Genomic DNA, 19,240 nt, shown 5'->3' with positions numbered 1-19,240 from the left:
GAGTTGCCCAAACCGGCAAGACCCAGGCGGCGCGGGGATGGATCTCAGGAGGCCGTGACGTGCGGGACCGCCTGGTAGAGCGCCCAGTCGGCGCTGATCGCGCCGGCCGTCGTCAGCAGCAGCGGCAGGTATTCCTCGGTCAGCTTCTCCATGGACGTCTCGGCGGCGTGGGCGTTGACGTTGACGGCCGCGATGACGTTGCCGAGCCCGTCCCTGAGCGGCGCCGCCACCGACCGGATCCCCAGCGCGAGCTGCTCGTCCGTGGCGGCCCACCCCTTGGCGCGGACCGCGCGCAGCGCCGCCTCGCGCTCCTTGGCGTCCGGGCGCCAGCGCGGCTCGATGCCCGAGCGGCCCGGCTCGGCCAGCACCCGCTCCACCTCGGCCGGCGGCAGCGCGGCCAGCAGCACCTTGCCCAGCGACGTCTGGAGCGCGGGGAAGCGGGTGCCGATCTGCACCTGGAGCGACACGATCTTCGGCACCGCGACCCGGGCGACGTAGACGATGTCGGAGCCGTCGAGCTGGGCGATCGAGGACGACTCGTTGGTCTGGGTGACGAGCCGCTCCAGGTGCGGTCTGGCCACCTCCCACAGCCCCATCGAGCGGACGTAGGTGACGCCCAGCTCCAGCACCCTCGGCGTGAGCGCGAACCCGCCCTGCTCCGACCTGGCGTACCCCAGCTCCTGGAGGGTGAGCAGGATGCGGCGGGCCGTCGGCCGGGCCAGGCCGGCGGCCGTCGCCACCTCCGTCAGGGACATGACCGGGCGCCCCGGCTGGAATGCCCTGATGACATCGAGGCCGCGGGCCAGCGCCTCGATGAAGTCAGGTCCGGTGTCACCACGTGCCATCTACGCCCTCGCCTCGCTCGGAATCCGTTCGATCAGACTCTAGACGGTCGCCCGTCCGCAGAGCGGCCGATCAGAGGCGGTGGGTGGCGTCGCTGCGGTAGTCGGTGTACGTGTACGGGTTGTCGAGGACCTTGGCCGAGGGGATGTCCGGGTTCATGCCCTTCTCCCAGGCCTCGTCGCCCATCGTCGAGCGCAGGTGCTCGACCGTGCGCTCGACCTGCGCACGGGCCCCGGCGAGGTCGACGCCGAGCAGGCGGTGCTCATGTTTGACCACGCGGCCATCGACGATCACGGTGTGCACGTCGCCGCGCTGGGCCTGGAACGCGACGTGCCCGAACGGGTTGAGGATCGGGAACGACACCGGCGAGTGCTCGTTCTTGACGAGCACGAGGTCGGCCTTCTTACCGGGCTCGATGACGCCCAGGTCGTCGCGGCCCAGCGCCCGGGCGCCGCCCCGGGTCGCCCACTCCACGACCTGGTCGGCGCGCAGGCCGCAGTGCGTGACCGTCTCGCCCTTGGCGTGCGCCTCCAGGTGCTCGCGCGAGCGGTCGGCGCCGAGCGTGGTGCGCATGGCCGAGAACAGGTCGCCGCTCCACCACACGCTGGTGTCCATGGACAGCGACACCGGGATGCCGTGGGCGCGGACGGCCCAGGTGGGCGGGTAACCCTGGCCGGCGCTCTGCTCGCTCTCCGTGGAGACCGAGATCGAGCCGCCGGTGGCCGCGATGCGGTGGTAGGAGTCGGCCGACAGCGAGGCGGCGTGCACGTAGATCGTCTCCGGCGTCATGAAGCCGTGCTCGTGCATCAGGCGGATGCCGTCGTCGCTGGTGGCGCCCCACACACCGGCGTGCGTGGTGACGGCGGCGCCGAGCTCGCGGGCGACCTCGAACGCGGGCCTCTCCGGGAAGGACGGGTCGCCGAGCACGTCGAAGGCGATCTGGAAGCCGAGCATGTCGCCGCCGGAGACACGCCGGCGCACGAAGTCGCGGAACTCGGGCGCGGCCGTCCACTCGGCGGGCGGCTGCTGGATGTTGCCGTAGGCGAGCACGTACCGGCCGGGCACGGACTCCAGCGCGTCGGCCGCGGCGTCGGCGTGGTCGACGGTCCGCAGGCCGTGCGACCAGTCCACGACGGTGGTGACGCCGGCGTCCAGCGCCTCGATCGCGGCCAGGGTGTTGCCCGCGTGGATGTCCTCGGGCCGGAAGAGCTTGCCGTGCTCCAGGTAGAACCAGACGAAGTACTGGGTGAGCGTCCAGTCGGCGCCGTAGCCGCGCAGCGCCGTCTGCCACATGTGCCGGTGGGTGTCGATCATGCCCGGCATGACCAGGCCGCCGGACGCGTCGATCACGACCGCGTCCTCGGGCGCCTCCAGCTCGGGGCCGACGGCGGCGATCCTGTCCCCGGTCACGAGGACGTCCGTACGGGGCAGAACCCGCCTGCTCCCACTGGATGACATGGGCAGCACGGTGCCGCCGCGCAGCACCACGGGCCGTCCGGCCTCGAACTCGTTCATGGCACACGCTCCTTGCGAACGATTGTCCGCTATACGGTCACAGCCACTGTGATGAGCGCTCGCCTACGTGTCAAGACGGTTGACGCGAGCTCGCGTCGGTGATGAGATCGGGCTCAGCGGACATCTGTCCGTTGAACGGACGCGGGAAGGGGAGTTCCATCGTGCCTGAGGGGCCGCTGTCCGGCCTGCTGGTGGCCGACTTCTCCAGGGTCCTGGCGGGGCCGTACGCCACGATGCTCCTGGCCGACCTGGGGGCCGACGTCGTCAAGGTCGAGTCTCCCGGCGGGGACGACACCCGGTCGTGGACGCCGCCCGCGCGGGGCGAGGTGTCCACGTACTACCTCGGGGTCAACCGGGGGAAGCGGTCGATCGCCCTCGACCTGCGCGACCCGGCCGACGCGGAGGCGGCCAGGGAGCTGGCCCGGCGCGCGGACGTGCTGGTGGAGAACTTCCGGCCGGGCGGGCTCGCCAAGTACGGGCTGGACTTCCCGGCCGTGCGGGCCCTGAACCCCGGTGTCGTGTACGCCTCCATCAGCGGGTTCGGCGCCGGGGCGGGCGCGCGAGTGCCGGGGTACGACCTGATGGTGCAGGCCATGTCGGGGCTGATGAGCCTGACCGGCGATCCCGGCGGGCCGCCGTACCGGGCCGGGATCTCGGTGTTCGACGTGATGGCGGGCAACCACGCCGTCATCGGCATCCTCGCCGCGCTGCGGCACCGGGAGGCCACCGGGCAGGGGCAGCACGTCGAGGTCAACCTGCTGTCGTCGGCGTTGACGGGGCTGGTCAACCAGAGCTCGGCGTACGTGGCCGGGGGTGTGGTGCCGTACCGGATGGGCAACGCGCATCCGAGCGTGTTCCCGTACGAGCCGTTGCCGACGGCGGACCACGAGCTGATCGTCGCGGCCGCCAACGACGGGCAGTTCCGCAAGCTGTGCGAGGTGCTGGGCATCCCCGAGGTGGCCGACGACCCGCGCTTCGCCCGCAACGCCGACCGGACCGCGCGGCGGGAGGAGCTGAGGCCGATCCTCGAGGAGCGGCTCGTGACCCGGCGGGCGGAGGAGTGGTTCGACCTGCTGGTGGAGGCGGGGGTGCCGAGCGGGCCGATCAACACGATCGACGGCGGGTTCGCGGTGGCCGAGCGGTTCGGGCTCGAACCGGTGGTCGTGGTGGGGGAGGGGGAGCGGGCCGTGCCGACGACGCGGCATCCGATCCGGTTCTCGGAGACGCCCGCGGGCTACCGGCTGCCGCCGCCGGAGCTCGACGAGCACGGCACGGAGCTGCGCAAGTGGCTCACCCTCACCGAGCCGACCTCGGGATCCTCCGAAGAGGCGCGGTCGTGAGCGGCGGCGACGGGGTCGGCACCGGCGGGAACGCGGAGGAGGCGGTCGTCGGGGTCGGCGGTCGTGGCGGGGAGCCGAAGGAGTATCCGACTGCGCTCGGGGCGTCCTCGCTGAAGACGATCACCCTGCTCGGCCATGACCTGGCCGCCGACGTCATGGGCGAGGTGGGCTTCGGGGAGCTGGCGTTCTGGCTGGCCACGCAGCGCCGCCCGGCCCGCGGCGAGGTGCGCGTGTTCGAGGCCGTGCTGGCCGCGCTGGCCGACCACGGGTTCACGCCCACCGCGATCGTGACGCGGCTGACGTACCTGTCGGCGCCCGACTCCGTCCAGGGAGCGCTGGCGGCTGGGCTGCTCGGCGGCGGCTCCCGCTTCCTCGGCGTCACCGAGGACTGCGGCCGCTTCCTCAACGACGTGCTGCGGGACCAGAGCCCTCTCCCGGCCGACGACGCCGGCTGGGATGCCCTGGCGCTGGAGACCGTACGGGCCCGGCGCGAGGCGGGCGGGCGCGTCCCCGGCCTCGGCCACCACGTGCACAAGGACGGCGACCCGCGCACGGCCCGGCTGTTCGAGATCGCGGCCGAGGAGGGCCTGTTCGGGCCGCACCTGTCGCTCTTCGCCGCCGTCGGCCGCGTGCACCCCCAGATCCTGGGCCGGACGCTGCCGCTCAACGGGGCGGGCGCGTGCGGCGCGGCGCTGGCCGACCTGGGGCTGCCGCTGGAGCTGCTGCGCGGCTTCGCGCTGCTGGCCAGGACGGCCGGGCTGATCGGGCAGCTCGCCGAGGAGCTGCGCCGTCCCGTGGCCAACGACATCTTCCTCTCGGTGGACCTCAACAACCGTCCCGTCCCGCCCGAGCCGTATGCCGCCAACGGAGGTACGCATGGCTGAAGTCGTCGCGGTCATCGCATCCACCCACCACCCCTTCTACTACCGCGCCAGCACCTCCACCGGCGAGGACCGCCCGCCGTTCGCCGACGAGTGGGTGCGCAAGGTGGAGGCGTTCAGGGAGACCCTCACGAAGGCGCGGCCCGACGTGCTGGTGATGGTCGGCTCCGACCACTTCCACCAGCTGTGGCTGGACAACATGCCGCAGTTCCTGGTCGGCAAGGCGCCCTTCTACGACGCGAACTTCTACAACGAGGAACGCGAGTTCGGGTTGCCGCGGATGGTGCTGAAGGGCCAGGAGGACCTGTCGGCGTACATCCTGCGCGAGGGCCTGGACGCCGGCTTCGACCTCGCCTTCAGTAACGAGCTGCGCATCGACCACTCGATCACGTGCCCGATCATCACCCTGCGCCCCGAGGCCGACCTGCCGATCGTGCCCGTCTACACCAACATCTTCGCCCCGCCGCTGCCGCGTCCCCAGCGGTTCGTGCAGCTCGGACGGACGATCAGGCAGCTCGTGGAGTCCTGGCCGGCGGACCGGCGGGTGGCGGTCATCGGCACGGGGCACCTGTCGCTGGAGCTCGGCGGGCCGCGCCAGTTCGGGCCGCACGGGCCCGACCCGGAGTTCGACCGCAAGGCCGTCGAGTGGATCTCCACCGGGGACATCGAGGGCTGCCTGTCGGAGGTCACCCTGGACAGCCTCCACCAGCCGGGGAACGCCACGCACGGGTTCATGGACTTCATGCTGATGATGGGGGTGGCGGGGGAGGGCCGCAAGGCCGACTACGTGGACACGTACGACCTGTTCCACACCATGGAGGCGTACTTCACCTGGTATCCGAGTGGGGGTTCTTCATGAGCAAATACCTGCTGAACAAGTTCCTCTTCACCGTCGACCGCGACCCCGAGCTGGTCGAGCGTTACCGCGAGGAGCCGCGCGCCACCGTCGAGTGGTGGGAGTCCGAGTACGCCAACCGCATCCTCGGCTGCCACACCGGCGAGTCCTCCACCTGGTTGCGCCTCGACGACGCCGAGCGCGAGGCGCTGGCCGCGCACGACTACCCGAAGCTGTTCGAGCTGGGGGCGCACCCGTTCCTCACGCTGACCCTGTTCATCGCGATGTTCGAGCGCGACCACCCGCCGCTGGGCTTCCAGACGGAGTACGCGCGGCGGCTGGCCGGTTTTCGGCTTCCGTACCCGGACATCGCGACCTGATGACCGGCGAGCACGGCCGGATGCGGGCGGCCCGGGTCGAGACGTGCGGCCGGCCGCCCGTGGTCGGCGACGTCCCCGTGCCGGTGGCCGGGCCGGGGGAGACCCTGGTGCGCGTACGTGCCGCCCCGGTCACGCCGCTGGACCTGCTGTGCGCGGGCGGCGCCTCCTACTTCGGCACGCCCGCCGTCCCCTACGTTCCCGGCGTCCAGGGCGTCGGGACCGTCGGGGAGACGGCCGTGTGGTTCCCGACCTCGGCGGGAATGGCGCCCGGCGACGGGAGCATGGCCGGGCTGGCGGTGGTGCGTTCGGAGGACCTGGTGGAGCTGCCCGCCGGCGCCGACCCGTACGCCGTCGCCGCGCTCGGACTGTCGGCCGTGGCCGCCCACATGGCCCTGACCTGGCGCGGCGAGCTCGCGGCGGGGGAGCAGGTGGTGGTGCTGGGCGCCGGGGGCGTGGTGGGCCAGGCGGCCGTCCAGCTCGCCCGCCTCGCCGGAGCGCGCCGGGTCGTCGCGGCCGCCCGCTCTCCCGAAGGCCGGGAACGGGCGAAACAGGCGGGCGCGGACGCGGTGGTGGAGCTCGGCACGCAGGACGTGGCCGGCCTCGCCGCCTGCCTCTCGGACGCCTGCGACGGGCCGGTGGACCTGGTGCTCGACCCGCTCTTCGGCGCCCCGGCCGCCGCGGCGGCCCGCACCCTCCGGCCGGGCGGCCGGCTCGTCAACCTCGGCGGCTCGGCCTCCGAGACGTGCCCGCTCGACTCCTCCACCCTGCGCGGCCGGTCGTTGCGGGTGCTCGGGTACACCAACAACGAGCTGACCCGGGAGCAACGCGCCCAGGCCATCACGCTCATCGCGGAACACGCGGCGCGGGGGCGGCTGTCGGTGGCCCACGAGGTGGTGCCGCTGGAGGAGGCGGGAGCGGCCTGGCGGCGCCAGGCGGCGGGCGCGGCCGGCGGCCGGATCGTCCTGCGCGTCACCTGAGGCGCCGGTCCGTCATCGGGGTGTGCGGGCCGAGGCCAGGAAGCGCTCGTAAAGGGGGACGTAGGCGGCGGCGAGCTCGGGTTCGGGCGGCAGGCGATCACGGGGGAGCACGGGCACGTCGTCGAGCGACCCGCCCGCCTGCCCGGCGACGAGCGCCGCCCCCGCGCAGACCGCGTCATCGGATCGCACCACCTCGACCGGGACAGGCGAGACCGCGGCCTTGACCCGCATCCACAGCGGGATCCTGACCTGCCCGCCGAGGACCACGAGGCGCTCGGGAGCGGTGCCGGTGACGGCGGCGAGCTCGTCGAGCATCCAGCGGGCGTGCAGGCAGGTGCCCTCGACGGCCGCCGCCAGCAGGTCGCCCGAGGTGTGCTCGGTCCCGAGCCCCGACACCGTCACGCGCCGGGCCGGGTCGGGCGCGGGCGCGACCCGGCCCCGCAGGTACGGCTCCACCACGATCCCCGTCGGCAACCGCACCCCGCCCAGCAGCCCGGGCAGCGCCGCGTACCCGCTCTCGCCGTTCCCCGTGAGGGAGAGCAGCCAGTCGAGCATGGCCCCGCTGGTGGGCAGGCCGCCGACCACCACCTTGCGGGTCCCGTCCAGCGACGGGTCGGTCGTGATGCCGAGCGCCAGTCCCGTACGCGCGTCCGGGCGGGAGTCCGACAGCACCATCACCGCCTCCGCCGTGCCGAGGGAGTCGGCCACGTCGCCGGGCCGCCGCACCCCCGCCGCCCACGACCCCACCGCGTGGTCGTGGCCCGCGATCACCACGGGGACCCCGGCCGTCACCCCGCTCACCTCCGCGGTCAGCGGCCCGACCGGCTCCACGGACCCGGCCGGAGCCGGCAGCTGCCCGCCGCGCAGCCCGGCCCGCGCGAGCAGCTCCGGGTCGTAGTCTCCGGCCTCCAGGTCGTAGGCCAGGGTGCGGGCGGCCAGCGTCCCGTGCGTCCGCAGGCGCCCCGTGAGCGCGTACGCCACGGCGTCCGGCACGTGCGCCCACCACCGCATCGACTCCAGCACCTCGGGCGAGTGGGCCCGCAGCCACAGCCACTTGGCCAGCGGCGATTTGGGGTCGGCGCGGCGGCCGGTCAGCGCGTACAACCGCACGGCGTCCCGGGCCAGCTCGGCGGCCTCGTGCGCGGCCCGGGGGTCGTTCCACCACAGCAGCGGGGTGAGCGGCCGCCCCGCGCGGTCGAGGGGCACGCCGGTCTCGGCCATGCCCGCGACCCCGATCGCCTCCGGCCCCCGCCCGGCCCGCGCGGCGCACTCGCCGAGCGCCCCCGTCACCGCGGCGACGAGGGCGGGCAGCTCGCGCGGGGTCGGCTGCCGCACGACCGCGACGCAGCCGCCCCGCTCGTCGAAGAAGCCCACCTTGACATGCGTGGTCCCCACGTCGACCCCGGCCAGCACCCTCATACTGCCACTATGGCGGGCCTGATCACCCAGCCCGGCCACCACGCTCGAGATCGCCAGCCCGTCCCCCCGCGACCGTCGTCCCCCGCGACCGCCACCCGCCCCCTGTAGGGGCCAGGGCGAACACCGCGGCCGTGGCGAGGCGGTTCCCGCGGCACGTGGCGCCGACCGCGGCCTGTCCACCGGAATCATGACGTCACTCTGGCCGGTAGGTTGAACGACCACTACCCTGTGCGGTGATGAGTGTTGAAGGGCTGCTTCCTGGCGACCCGAAGCACGTCGGGCGTTATGTGTTGACGGGACGGCTGGGAGCCGGCGGCCAAGGCATCGTCTATCTGGCCGGTGCGCCAGACGGCGCCCAGGTGGCGTTGAAGGTCATCAACGCCGAGGTCGGCTCTGATGCGCGCCGCCTGTTCGAGCGCGAGTTCGCCGTTCTGCGGCGCGTCTCCAGCTTCTGCACCGCGCAGGTCCTCGACGCCGATGTGACGGCCGACCCGCCCTACATCGTCAGCGAGTACGTCGCCGGTCCATCTCTCCACGCCTTCGTCGCCGAACACGGGCCTCTCACGGGAGGCGAGCTCGACCGGCTCGCGGTGGCGACGGCCACGGCTCTCATCGCGATCCACCGGGCGGGCATCGTCCACCGCGACTTCAAGCCGCAGAACGTCCTGCTGGGGCGCGACGGGCCGCGCGTCATCGACTTCGGCATCGCCCGCGTTCTCCAGGACGGTGCCGCCCTCGCCAGCGCCCACGTGGGCACGCCCCGATACATGGCTCCCGAGCAGATCAGGGGCGAGGAGTTCGGCCCCGCCGCCGACGTCTTCGCCTGGGGTGCCACCATCGTCTACGCCGCCACCGGCCGTTCCCCGTTCGAGGCTGACACGCTTCCGGCCGTCCTGTTCCGCGTGCTCCACGAGCCGCCCGACCTCGGCTTCCTTCCAGGCCATCTCCGCTCCCTGGTAGGGCGCTGCCTTTCCAAGGACCCCGCCGACCGTCCCACGGCTTCCGAGCTCCCGCTTTCCATCATGGATCTCGGCGCCCAAGCCGAGCCACGTCACACCGGACGATTACCGACGCGAACAAAGCCGCGACGGGTGCGGCGCCGGGCGATGCTGGCATCGGGTGCCATCGTCACGGCGATCGCGCTGACGGTGGGCGCGGTCTGGCTGGCGAGAGGAAAGGAGCCGACGACGCTCACGCAGACCGTCACGGGCGACGAGCCTCCCGGGTATGCCCAGGCGGCGGCGGGGACGGCACGGACGGCCTTCGAGGCGTGGTACAGCCTCGACTACACGGACTACGACGGCGGAGCGCGGCGTACGCTGGCTCTGCTCTCCGGGGTGGCGGCGCAGGACTACCAGCACCTGGCCGGCAATTCCAAGAACGCGGTGGTGGCCGCGAAGGCGAAGCAGACGGCACGGGCGACCGCCGCGGGCATCGTATGGGCCTCGCCGCAGCGGGTGTCCGTCATCATCACCGGGCTCAGCACCATCACCCGGAACGGAACTCCCGCGCAGTCGGAGGATCCCCTGCTGTTCGCCGAGATGGTGCCCTCCGGCGCAGGCTGGAAGATGGACTACGCGCGGACCACGCCGTCCAGCTCCGCCGTTCCCGCCGACGCCGCCTGGCCGTCCGCGGACGTCCGCCGGATGGTCGCCGACGCGGCCCGCTGCCAGACCGAAGCCTTCATCAACGGGCCCCGCCTGGAAGAGCGCCCGGACTTCTTCGACCGCTGCACCACGGGACGGGCCGAGCAGTGGTGGCGAGAGCTGGCCGCGGTCCCCGACGCTCAGGTTCCTGACTGGTGGACCTGGCAGTACCGGGAGATCGGCACGGCCTTCGAACGGTTCGACGGGCCCGACGTCGCGACCTTGATCCACCTCGGAGACTCGGCCAAAGCCCCCGACCACAAGGTCGTCGGCTACCGACTGCACCTGCGCCGGGTCGACGGGCGATGGAGGCTGGAGGACGTCACATCGCCGAAGGACAACCGGTCCATGTTCGAGCGGCGTACGAAATGAGCCCTTTAGCCAAGCTTCGTCAAGGTGATCCGGAAGGGATCGGACGATACCGGGTGCTCGGACGGCTCGGCGCGGGCGGCCAGGGTGTCGTCTTTCTCGCGGTGGGGGACGACGGACGGCGGGTCGCCGTGAAAACGCTGCCCCGGATCTCCGACGAGGCCGCGCGGCACCGCTTGGCCGCCGAGCTCGACCTGCTTCGCAGGGTCTCCGGGTTCTGTACGGCCCAGGTGCTCGACGCCGATCTGACCGCCGACCTGCCACATATCGTCACCGAGTACGTCCCCGGCCCGTCGCTGGCCGAGCTCGTCGGGCACGAGGGCCCACGTCGCGGAGAGGCGCTGGAGCGGCTGGCCGTCGCCACCGCCACCGCGTTGACCGCGATCCACCGCGAGGGCGTCGCCCATCTCGACCTGACCCCCCGCAATGTGATCATCGGCCCGGACGGGCCCCGCGTCGTCGACTTCGGTCTTGCCCGCGCGATCCGCGGCCCCACCGCGGATGCCCTCGTCGCCGGCACTCCCGCGTTCATCGCGCCCGAGCAACTGGCCGGGCATCCGCCGACCACCGCCGCCGACGTCTTCTCCTGGGCCGCGACACTCGCCTACGCCGCGACGGGCCGTCCCCCTTTCGGCGACGACGCGGTGCCGACCGTCGTCTACCGCGTTCTCCATCAGGAACCCGACCTGGGCACGCCCACCGAGCTGGGCGGCTTCCTGCGCGCGATCCTCCAGACCTGCCTGGCCAAGGACCCGGCCCTCCGTCCGTCCGCCCAGGACCTCCTCTATCACCTTGTCGACCGCGCCCCGATCAAGCCGGCGCGGGCGCGTGCCCGGCGGCGGGGATGGGTCGTGGCGGTGGCGGCGGCGGCCGCGGTGATCGCGGGTGGGGGCGGTGCGGCGATCTGGCAAGGGTGGACCGGCGGCGGAGGCGGGCAGGCGAGCATGGAGACAGGGGGCGTGCTGCCCCCGCCGCTCTACGCCCAGGAGGCCGAAGAAGCGGCACGGCGCGCCTACGGCATCATCAACAGCTTCGACTACAAGACGCTCAACAAGGATCTTCGGGCGGTGGAGGACGCGACCACGGGACGCGCGGCCGTGGAGTACACCGGCCGGCTTCAGGACGAGGCGCGGCAGATCCGCGACGAGAAGATCGTGCAGAAGGCGGTGCCGTCCGAGAGCGGGATCGTCGCCGCACGCAGTGATCGGGTCGTCGTGCTGGTCTGGGGCCAGACGGTCACGACCAGGGATGCCACCAGCGGTTACCGTCGCGGCGGTGTGGTCATGGAAATGCGCGGCGTCGGGACCATGTGGAAGCTGGACCACGTCTGGCCGGCGAGCCCGCGGCCGGACTCGGCCGAGATGACCACAGGGGAGTGGCCGTCCGGCCGGGCGACGGCGCTGCTGTCGGCCGCATCAGGCAATGGTGCGCGCGCCGTCGCCCTGGAGGCGGTCACCTCCGCGGGCGCACGGGTGTTCCGCCTCGGCGCGGACGGGACCGTGAGCAGGCTCAACCTGGTCCCCGACGGCAGCTCCTTCCGGGTCGAGAGCAGCCGAGAGCTCGGGGCGTCCTGACCCGGTCCGCTATGACGTCAACCAGGTGGTGAACGCGACGGCGGCCTCTCGCAGATCGTCGTCGCGGCGCTCCTCGCTCAACTGATCGACGGTGAGCCGGAACTGCGGGGCGACGACCACGAACACCTGGTTGTACAGGGATCGGGCACCGATGGCGATCTCGGTGCCGCCGGACTGCGCCTTCACGCCCAGCGCGGTCAGCTCGGGGACCTCGACCTCGGGGAAGTCCTTGTTGTACTTGGTCGGCGCCGACGGAAGGCCGATCGTCACCGCGGCGGTGGGCACCTTCTTCCCCCACGAGCAGGTCAGCTTGTCGGCCGCGTCATACCGCTTGTCGAACTTCTTGCCCTTGATCAACGCCCCCATGGCCGCGACCAGCCGGGGATCGTCGCAGTCCTTCGGCAGGGTGAAGGCCCGTGCCGGTGTGGTCGGCGCGGTCGTGGTGACCGATGCGGTCGGCGCGGTCGCCATGGCGGACGCCGCAGGTGAGCCGGTCGTCGTGGCGGACTCAGCAGGTGAGCCGGTCGCGGCAGGGCTGCCGGCACCGCACCCCGTGAGCAGGCCGCCGAGGAGTGTCATCCCTAACGAGACCCTGGCAATCATGGGCATGGGCCAAGTATCCAAGAACGCCAGGAGCCCCGCCCGGAAAGCCTTCCACCGGGGCAGAATCCGTCTATGGACGCCGCACTGCGCAAGATCATCGCTGAGCTGAACGAGGCCGCCGCCCGGCACGACGCCGGTCAGCAGGACCGGCTGGACCGGTGGCGGGTGCTCGAGCCCGACGCTGGGGAGTTCCTCTGGTTCCTGGCCCAGAGCGCCGGAGCTCGAATCGTCGTGGAGATCGGCACCTCTCGCGGCGTGTCCACCTTGTGGCTGGCCGACGCCGCCCGGGCGGTCGGCGGTCACGTCCTCAGCCTCGACACTGACGCCGATGCCCAGGGGCACGCCCGGCGCACCGTCACCGACGCCGGACTGGCCCATCACGTCGAGTTCCAGGTCGAGGACGGCGGCGCCGCGCTCGCCCGCATGCCGGACGGCTCCGTCGACCTCCTCTTCCTCGACGCCGAACGGGTCGAGTACGCCTCCTGGTGGCCGCACCCGTACCGGGTGCTGAGCCAGGGCGGGCTGCTCGTGGCCGATAACGCCCTGTCCCATCCCGAGGAGATCGCCCCGCTGCGCGAACTTCTTCTTCGGGAGCCGCGCCTGACCTGCACGACGATCAACGTGGGCAAGGGCGAACTGGTCGCCCTGCGCCGCTGAAGACGTGGACCGCCGGGCCCGCAGGTCCGGGGCCGGCCTGCGGGCCGTCCGCCGTGTGGACCCCGTTCCAGGCAGGTGGCCCCGCCCGGCGTACGGACGGGGCCACCCCCTACCGGGCGGGGGCGTAACCGGCGGGCCGGGTGGTGAACGTGCCACGGCCCTGCGTACGGCTGCGCAGCCGGGTCGCGTACCCGAACACCTCGGCCAGCGGCACCACGGCGTTGATCACCACGGTCCCGGCCCGTGCCGACGAGCCCGAGATCCGGCCGCGCCTGGCGGCCAGGTCGCCGAGCACGGCGCCGGCCGCGTCGTCGGGCACGGTGACCGTGACCTCCACCACCGGCTCCAGCAGCTCCATGGCGCTCGCCCGCAGCGCCTCGCGCAGCGCGAGCCGCCCGGCCGTGCGGAACGCCAGGTCCGAGGAGTCCTTCGGATGGGTGGCCCCGTCGGTCAGCGTGACCCGCAGGCCGGTCACCGGGTGGCCGCCGAGCGGGCCGTCGGCCAGGGCGTCCCGGCAACCGGCCTCCACCGCGCGCACGTACTCGCGCGGCACCCGGCCGCCGACGACGGTCGAGGCGAACGCGAAACCGCCTCCGTCCAAGGCACCGTCCAAGGCGCCGTCCAGCGGCTCCACGTCCAGCACGACGTGGGCGAACTGCCCGGCGCCGCCGTCCTGCTTGACATGCCGGTACAGCAGCCCGGACACGCCGCGCACGACCGTCTCCCGGTGGGCCACCTGCGGCCGGCCCACGGCGACGTCCAGGACGTGCTCGCGCCGGAGCTTGTCCACCGCGACCTCCAGGTGCAGCTCGCCCATCCCGGACAGCAGCGTCTGCCCGGTCTCGGCGTCCGTACGGACCGCCAGCGACGGATCCTCCTCGGCCATCCGCGCCAGCCCGGAGACCAGCCGCTCGGCGTCGGTGCTCCTGCGGGCCTCGACCGCCACGGACACCACCGGCTCGGCCGTGCTCGGCGGTTCGAGCACCAGCGGCGCGCCGGGCGCGCACAGCGTGGTCCCGAGGCGGGCCGACTTGAGGCCGACGACCGCGACGATGTCCCCGGCCGTCGCCAGGTCCACCTCGGTGTGCCGGTCGGCCTGCACGCGCAGGATGCGGCTGACGCGCTCGGTGCGCCCCGCGCCGGTGTCCAGCCCGGTGGCCAGCCCAGTGACCAGTACCGTGTCCCCCTTCCGCATCGTTCCCGAGTAGATCCGCACGTAGGTCAGCCGCCCGGTGGCGGTGGCGTTCACCTTGAACGCCAGCGCCGCCAGCGGCGCCTCCGGGTCGGCGGCCCGTTCCGCGCCGTCCTCGCCGCGCACCGGCGGCACGTCCAGCGGCGACGGCAGGTACGCCACCACGGCGTCGAGCAGCGGCTCGATCCCGCGGTCGCGGTAGGCCGACCCGCAGAGCACCACCAGGCCCGCGCCGCTGCGCGTGAGGTCGCGCAGCGCGCCGGCCAGCGTCCCGTCGGAGATCGACGGCCGCACGCAGAACTCCTCCAGCGCGCCGGCGTGCAGCTCGGCCACCGACTCCTCGAGCAGCCGGCGTCGCCGCCGCGCCTCCGCCAGCAGCTCCTCCGGCACCGGCCCGGCGGAGCAACCCCCGCCCGCCCACACCAGCGAACGCATCCGCACCAGGTCGACGACCCCGGTGAACCGGCCCTCCTGCCCGATCGGCAGCTGGACCACCAGCGGGGCCTTGTGCAGCCGGCGGCGGATCGACTCGACGGCCGTGTCCAGGTCGGCGCCGGCCCGGTCGAGCTTGTTGACGAACGCGATGCGCGGCACGCCGTACCGGTCGGCCAGCCGCCACACGGACTCGCTCTGCGGTTCGACGCCCGCGACGGCGTCGAACACCGCGATCGCCCCGTCCAGCACCCGCAGCGAGCGCTCCACCTCGTCGGAGAAGTCGACGTGGCCGGGGGTGTCGATCAGGTTGACGCGGTGCCCGTCCCAGGCGAAGCTCACCGCGGCGGCGAAGATCGTGATGCCGCGGTCGCGCTCCAGGGGGTCGAAGTCGGTGACGGTCGTGCCGTCGTGCACCTCACCGCGCTTGTACGTGGCGCCGCCCAGGAACAGCATGCGCTCGGTGACGGTGGTCTTGCCGGCATCGACGTGGGCGAGGATGCCGAGGTTGCGGACGATGGCAAGGGAATTGTCAGGTATTCGGGGACGCACGGCCCAAGACCCTTTCGGGAGGATTCTTCAGCGGGACAGCGCGATTCCCCTGACGAAAGGCCAGGAGGCGGGTGTCGTCAGGGCGTCGTCCAGTGGCGGCCGCGCAGCCGGCACCGGAGAGACGGAGACACCAGGATCACCTCGTAGCGCGACGGGGGAATGACGGCAGCGGTGCTGTTGCGCACGGCCGTACTCCTCTCCCTCGTCGATGATCAGTGGCGAGTGTAGTGAACCGGTGGCGGGTGGAGAAAGCGATTTATCGCGTGCGTGCGAGGTTCACCACGCGGTCGCCTCGCTGACCCCGATGTGCGGCTCAGCCGTCATTTCCGCATGTCGACATAGGCGTGAGACGCTTTCAGGGAAGGACCCGCGCCCATGACGATCTCTCTTGACACCGGTCGCTACACGATCGGCATGGCCACCGGCCCCGCCGACGTCCAGGCCGCGCAGCGGCTGCGGCACGAGGTCTTCGCCGAGGAGATGGGGGCGCGGCTCGACAGCCCGGTCTCCGGCCTCGACGTGGACAGGTTCGACGCGTACTGCGACCACCTCCTCGTGCGCGACGGCCGCGAGGTCGTCGGCACCTACCGGCTGCTTCCCCCGGGGCGCACGGAGCGGCTCTACTCCGACGGCGAGTTCGACCTGGCCAACCTCGCGCCCATCAGGAAGGGGCTGGTCGAGGCGGGCCGCACGTGCGTGCACCCCGACCACCGGGGCGGCGCGGTCGTCGCGCTGATGTGGGCGGGCATCGCGCGCTACATGGTCTCCGGCGGTCACCAGTGGCTGGCGGGCTGCTGCTCGGTGCCGCTCGACGACGGGGGCGAGGTGGCCGCCGCCGTGGTGGAGCGGGTGCCGCTCGGGCCGGAGGAGTACCGGGTCACGCCGCGCGTGCCGTGGCGTCCCCGGGGCGCGGTGCGCTCCGACCGGTTCGTGCCGCCCGCGCTCCTGCGCGGCTACCTGCGGCTGGGGTCGTGGGTGTGCGGGGCCCCCGCGCACGACCGGGACTTCGGCACCGCCGACTTCTTCGTCCTGCTCTCGATGGCCAACGTGAACACCCGCTACCTGCGCCACTTCCTGGGAGAGCCGCTGTGAACACGGCCGTCGACATCCTGGCCCCGGCCCCCGCTTCGGCGCCGGCTCCGGCGGCCGCCCCCGGCCCCTGGCACCCGTTCGCCCCGTGCACCGCGCAGGCCTGCCTCGCGCCCGCCGCCCGCGCGACCAGGCCCTTCCTCCTGGTCGCCCGCCTGTGCGCCGCGCTCCTCGTGGTGCTCGCCGGGGTGCCGGTGTCCCTCGTGGGGCGGGTACGGACGGCGTGGCGGGCGAAGCTGACCATGGCCTGGGCGCGGCTGCTCCTGCGCGCGCTCGGGATCCGGCTCGAGGTCACCGGCGCCCCGGCCGTCTCGGACGGGGGAGCCCTGGTCGTGGCCAACCACGTGTCCTGGCTCGACCCGCTGGTCGTCGCGGCCACGCTGCCGTCCAGGCCGCTGGCCAAGCGCGAGATCGGCGAGTGGCCGGTCATCCGCACGCTGGCGAGGGGCTCGGGGGCGCTGTTCATCGACCGGGAACGGCTCTCCGCGCTGCCCGCTGCTGTCGCGGCCGTCGCGGACGCGCTCAGGGAAGGCGACACCGTCGTCGCCTTCCCTGAGGGCACCACGTGGTGCGGGCGGGGGATGGGCCGGTTCCGGCCCGCGGTGTTCCAGGCGGCCGTCGACACGGGCGCCGCGGTCCGCCCGGCCACGCTGCGCTACCGCGAAGGGACGGCGACCTCGACCCGCGCCTGCTACGTCGGTGACGATTCGCTGCTCGCCTCCATGGTCCGGGTGGCCGGGACCCGTGACCTGGTCGTGGAGGTGACGCTGTCCGCCCCCGTACCGCCCGTGCGGCTGGAAGGCAGGCGGTCCGAGCCCCGCGCGACGCTGGCCAGGATGGCCGAGGACCGCGTCCGCACCGGCGTTGACGATCTTGTCCACGCCGCTGCCACCAGGCATCAGCGCTGAGCGGGACCTCGTACGGGCCGAGATCGGGAGACGAGGCTCAGAGGGCAGGCAGGGGCACGCCGGCGCCGGCGGCGGCGCTGACCGAGCTGGGGATCATCGACGAGTAGCCCTCCTCGTCGGGGGACCGGTGGCTCCGTGCCCTTTCCGCGGCGGATCCGTACCTCCTCCGTGGCGATCAGGGGGTCCCCACGGATGTCCCCGTCGGTCGCGGCAGGCCAGAGTCGCAGGCAGCGAACCGACGACGAGAGGCTCCCATGATCAGGCACGCCATCTTCGTGGCCGAGCACGTGTACGCCGTCCCGCCGGTCGAGGTCTTCTCCGCCTGGGCCGACCCGGCCGTCAAGGCCCGCTGGGCCGGCGGTCCCCCCGGCTGGAACCCGCGCCTCGACCTGGACTTCCGCGTCGACGGAGTGGAGCGGTACCACGGCACCCAGGTCGGCGGTCCCGCGCACACGGTCCGGGCCCGCTACCTCGACATCGTGCCGAGCAAACGCATCCTCTACAGCTACGACGTGCTGCTCGACCAGGTACGCGTCCTGGTCTCGCTGGCCACGATCGAGTTCGCCCGGCACGGGCCGGGCACCAGGCTCGTCCACACCGAGCAGGCCGCCTTCCTCACCGAGGACGACACCTCCCAGCTCGAGCAGCACATGCGCGACGCGCTGAAGTCGCTGGAGGCGGAGCTGGGCGGGCCGGCGCCACCAGCCACCGGGCGGGACTCCGCCAGGCCCGCGCCACCGGCCGCCCGGCGGGACGCCGCCGGGCCCCTCCCCGGCGGGGAGTCGCGGTCATGATCACCACCGCCCGCGCGGCGGCGCGGACGCCGATCGTCACCGGGGCGCTGCTGGTGCGGATGGCCACCGTGGTGGCCTCGTCGATCGGGTTCTTCCTGCCGTTCGCCGTCGTCCCCGAGTACGCCGAGCGGTCGGCGGGCGCCACCGTCGCCGGCGCCGCGAACGCCGCGCTGCTGGTGATCACCGTGGCCGTCGAACTGGCCGCACCGGCCCTGGTGGCCAGGCTCGGCTACCGGTGGGCGCTCGGCCTGGGCCTCGTCGCCCTGGGCGGGCCCACTCTCGTGCTGCTGACGTCCTCGGACGCCGCGGCCATCATCGCCGTCAGCGCGCTGCGCGGCGTCGGCTTCGCGGTCACGGTCGTGGCGGGCGGCGCGCTCACCGCCGAGCTCGTGCCGGCCGAGCGGCGCGGCGAGGGGCTGGCGCTGGTGGGCCTGGTCAGCGGGGTCAGCGCGCTCCTGGCGCTGCCCGCAGGCACGTGGCTCGCGCAGGTCGCGGGCTACGACGCCGTCTTCGTCGCCACCGCCGCCGTCCCCGTCCTGTCCGTCCTCACCGTCCCGTTCCTGCCGGGCCGTCCGGCCGTCGTGGGGCGGGCCGCGGGGGTGATGGCCGGGCTGCGCTCGCCGTACCTGATGTGGCCGGCGGCAGTGTTCGCCGCGTCGGCCGCCGGGACCGGGATCCTGTGCACCTTCGTGCCGCTCGCGGTGCGCGGCGGACCCGTCTGGGTCGCGCCGGCCGCGCTGCTGGCCCAGTCGGCCACCGCGACGCTGGCCAAGTGGGTCGCCGGCCGGGTCGGCGACCGCCGCGGGCACGAGGGGCTGCTGCTCTCCGGGCTCGTCCTGTCCTCGGCCGGGATGGCCGCCGTGTCGCTGACGCACTGGAGCCTGAGCGTCGTCGCCGGCGCCGCCGTCTTCGGCGCCGGGTTCGGCGTCCTGCAGAACGCCACCATGACCGTCATGTACGGGCGCGTCCGTCCGGAGATGTTCAGCACCGTCAGCGCCCTGTGGAACGCCGCCTACGACAGCGGCATGGCCACCGGCGCGTTCGCGGTCGGCCTCCTGGCACCCCTGACCGGCTACCCGCCTGCGCTGCTGGTCACCGCGGCCCTGATGGCGCTCGCCGGCGTCTTCGTCCCCCGGGCCCGCAGAGCCCCCTCGACCCGTGTGGAACCGTGATGACGCAGCTCATCGTGAGGACATCCGCCGGCGTTCACCGACGCCTGCGACGTCGTGGGCCT

At 73.3% G+C, this 19,240-nt stretch carries 17 protein-coding genes; 12 read left to right on the top strand and 5 right to left on the bottom strand.

Going from position 1 to position 19,240, the window contains the following annotated elements; all coding sequences use genetic code 11:
- Nucleotides 1-44: 44 nt before the first annotated feature.
- Both ACIHFD_RS10385 and ACIHFD_RS10380 read right to left on the bottom strand, forming a co-directional pair.
- A complete protein-coding gene (locus ACIHFD_RS10385; RefSeq protein WP_350727347.1) occupies nucleotides 45-845 on the bottom strand; it encodes an IclR family transcriptional regulator C-terminal domain-containing protein in 801 nt (266 codons plus the stop codon).
- A 70-nt stretch (nucleotides 846-915) separates the two neighbouring features.
- Complete coding sequence (locus tag ACIHFD_RS10380; protein WP_397366512.1) at nucleotides 916-2,358, bottom strand: amidohydrolase family protein; 1,443 nt, start codon at nucleotides 2,356-2,358, stop codon at nucleotides 916-918.
- Between the two features lie 161 nt (nucleotides 2,359-2,519).
- On the opposite strand from ACIHFD_RS10380, the gene ACIHFD_RS10375 reads away from it, so the two are divergent.
- From ACIHFD_RS10375 to ACIHFD_RS10355, 5 genes are read left to right on the top strand one after another with little or no spacing between them, the layout of a single operon-like run.
- On the top strand, nucleotides 2,520-3,698 hold the full coding sequence (locus ACIHFD_RS10375) for a CaiB/BaiF CoA transferase family protein (RefSeq protein ID WP_397366511.1): 1,179 nt from the start codon (nucleotides 2,520-2,522) through the stop codon (nucleotides 3,696-3,698).
- On the top strand, nucleotides 3,695-4,582 hold the full coding sequence (locus tag ACIHFD_RS10370) for a citryl-CoA lyase (RefSeq protein ID WP_397366510.1): 888 nt from the start codon (nucleotides 3,695-3,697) through the stop codon (nucleotides 4,580-4,582). The genes ACIHFD_RS10375 and ACIHFD_RS10370 overlap by 4 nt, the downstream gene beginning before the upstream one ends.
- Nucleotides 4,575-5,438 carry an extradiol ring-cleavage dioxygenase gene (locus tag ACIHFD_RS10365; RefSeq protein WP_397366509.1) on the top strand — a complete coding sequence of 288 codons (864 nt, stop codon included), beginning with the start codon at nucleotides 4,575-4,577 and terminating at the stop codon, nucleotides 5,436-5,438. Before ACIHFD_RS10370 ends, ACIHFD_RS10365 begins: the two co-directional genes overlap by 8 nt.
- On the top strand, nucleotides 5,435-5,794 hold the full coding sequence (locus ACIHFD_RS10360; protein ID WP_387569378.1) for a hypothetical protein: 360 nt from the start codon (nucleotides 5,435-5,437) through the stop codon (nucleotides 5,792-5,794). Before ACIHFD_RS10365 ends, ACIHFD_RS10360 begins: the two co-directional genes overlap by 4 nt.
- Nucleotides 5,794-6,771, top strand: coding sequence for a zinc-binding alcohol dehydrogenase family protein (locus ACIHFD_RS10355; RefSeq protein WP_397366507.1), 978 nt, complete (start codon nucleotides 5,794-5,796; stop codon nucleotides 6,769-6,771). Before ACIHFD_RS10360 ends, ACIHFD_RS10355 begins: the two co-directional genes overlap by 1 nt.
- A gap of 12 nt (nucleotides 6,772-6,783) precedes the next feature.
- Here the strand turns inward: ACIHFD_RS10355 and ACIHFD_RS10350 are convergent, their stop codons facing one another.
- Entirely contained in the window at nucleotides 6,784-8,190 is a 1,407-nt protein-coding gene (locus tag ACIHFD_RS10350; protein ID WP_397366506.1) for an L-fuculokinase, read from the bottom strand.
- A 236-nt stretch (nucleotides 8,191-8,426) separates the two neighbouring features.
- Here ACIHFD_RS10350 and ACIHFD_RS10345 point away from each other — a divergent pair, with 236 nt between their 5' ends.
- Both ACIHFD_RS10345 and ACIHFD_RS10340 read left to right on the top strand, forming a co-directional pair.
- Nucleotides 8,427-10,208 carry a serine/threonine-protein kinase gene (locus ACIHFD_RS10345; protein WP_397366505.1) on the top strand — a complete coding sequence of 594 codons (1,782 nt, stop codon included), beginning with the start codon at nucleotides 8,427-8,429 and terminating at the stop codon, nucleotides 10,206-10,208.
- A 53-nt stretch (nucleotides 10,209-10,261) separates the two neighbouring features.
- Nucleotides 10,262-11,779: a serine/threonine-protein kinase gene (locus ACIHFD_RS10340; protein ID WP_397366504.1), complete on the top strand. Its 1,518-nt coding sequence runs from the start codon at nucleotides 10,262-10,264 to the stop codon at nucleotides 11,777-11,779.
- 9 nt (nucleotides 11,780-11,788) lie between these two features.
- Here the strand turns inward: ACIHFD_RS10340 and ACIHFD_RS10335 are convergent, their stop codons facing one another.
- Nucleotides 11,789-12,388, bottom strand: a complete 600-nt coding sequence (locus ACIHFD_RS10335; RefSeq protein WP_397366503.1) for a hypothetical protein — start codon at nucleotides 12,386-12,388, stop codon at nucleotides 11,789-11,791.
- Between the two features lie 66 nt (nucleotides 12,389-12,454).
- On the opposite strand from ACIHFD_RS10335, the gene ACIHFD_RS10330 reads away from it, so the two are divergent.
- Complete coding sequence (locus tag ACIHFD_RS10330) at nucleotides 12,455-13,039, top strand: O-methyltransferase (RefSeq protein WP_397366502.1); 585 nt, start codon at nucleotides 12,455-12,457, stop codon at nucleotides 13,037-13,039.
- 109 nt (nucleotides 13,040-13,148) lie between these two features.
- Here ACIHFD_RS10330 and fusA read toward each other — a convergent pair whose 3' ends face one another.
- The gene (gene fusA / locus ACIHFD_RS10325; protein WP_397366501.1) at nucleotides 13,149-15,215 is read right to left on the bottom strand and encodes an elongation factor G; all 2,067 of its coding nucleotides are present in this window, start codon (nucleotides 15,213-15,215) and stop codon (nucleotides 13,149-13,151) included.
- 375 nt (nucleotides 15,216-15,590) lie between these two features.
- Between fusA and ACIHFD_RS10320 the strand changes: the two genes are divergently transcribed.
- The 4 genes from ACIHFD_RS10320 to ACIHFD_RS10305 all read left to right on the top strand — a co-directional run bounded on the left by ACIHFD_RS10320 (nucleotide 15,591) and on the right by ACIHFD_RS10305 (nucleotide 19,178).
- Nucleotides 15,591-16,307 carry a GNAT family N-acyltransferase gene (locus ACIHFD_RS10320; protein WP_355200370.1) on the top strand — a complete coding sequence of 239 codons (717 nt, stop codon included), beginning with the start codon at nucleotides 15,591-15,593 and terminating at the stop codon, nucleotides 16,305-16,307.
- Nucleotides 16,304-17,212: a lysophospholipid acyltransferase family protein gene (locus ACIHFD_RS10315; protein WP_397366500.1), complete on the top strand. Its 909-nt coding sequence runs from the start codon at nucleotides 16,304-16,306 to the stop codon at nucleotides 17,210-17,212. The genes ACIHFD_RS10320 and ACIHFD_RS10315 overlap by 4 nt, the downstream gene beginning before the upstream one ends.
- Nucleotides 17,213-17,466: 254 nt before the next feature.
- On the top strand, nucleotides 17,467-18,006 hold the full coding sequence (locus ACIHFD_RS10310; RefSeq protein WP_397366499.1) for an SRPBCC domain-containing protein: 540 nt from the start codon (nucleotides 17,467-17,469) through the stop codon (nucleotides 18,004-18,006).
- On the top strand, nucleotides 18,003-19,178 hold the full coding sequence (locus ACIHFD_RS10305; RefSeq protein ID WP_397366498.1) for an MFS transporter: 1,176 nt from the start codon (nucleotides 18,003-18,005) through the stop codon (nucleotides 19,176-19,178). The genes ACIHFD_RS10310 and ACIHFD_RS10305 overlap by 4 nt, the downstream gene beginning before the upstream one ends.
- Nucleotides 19,179-19,240: the final 62 nt, after the last annotated feature.

It is taken from the genome of Nonomuraea sp. NPDC051941 (assembly GCF_044593615.1).
The sequence above is the reverse complement of the archived record's forward strand: the minus strand, read 5'-3'. Positions and strand labels throughout refer to the sequence as shown.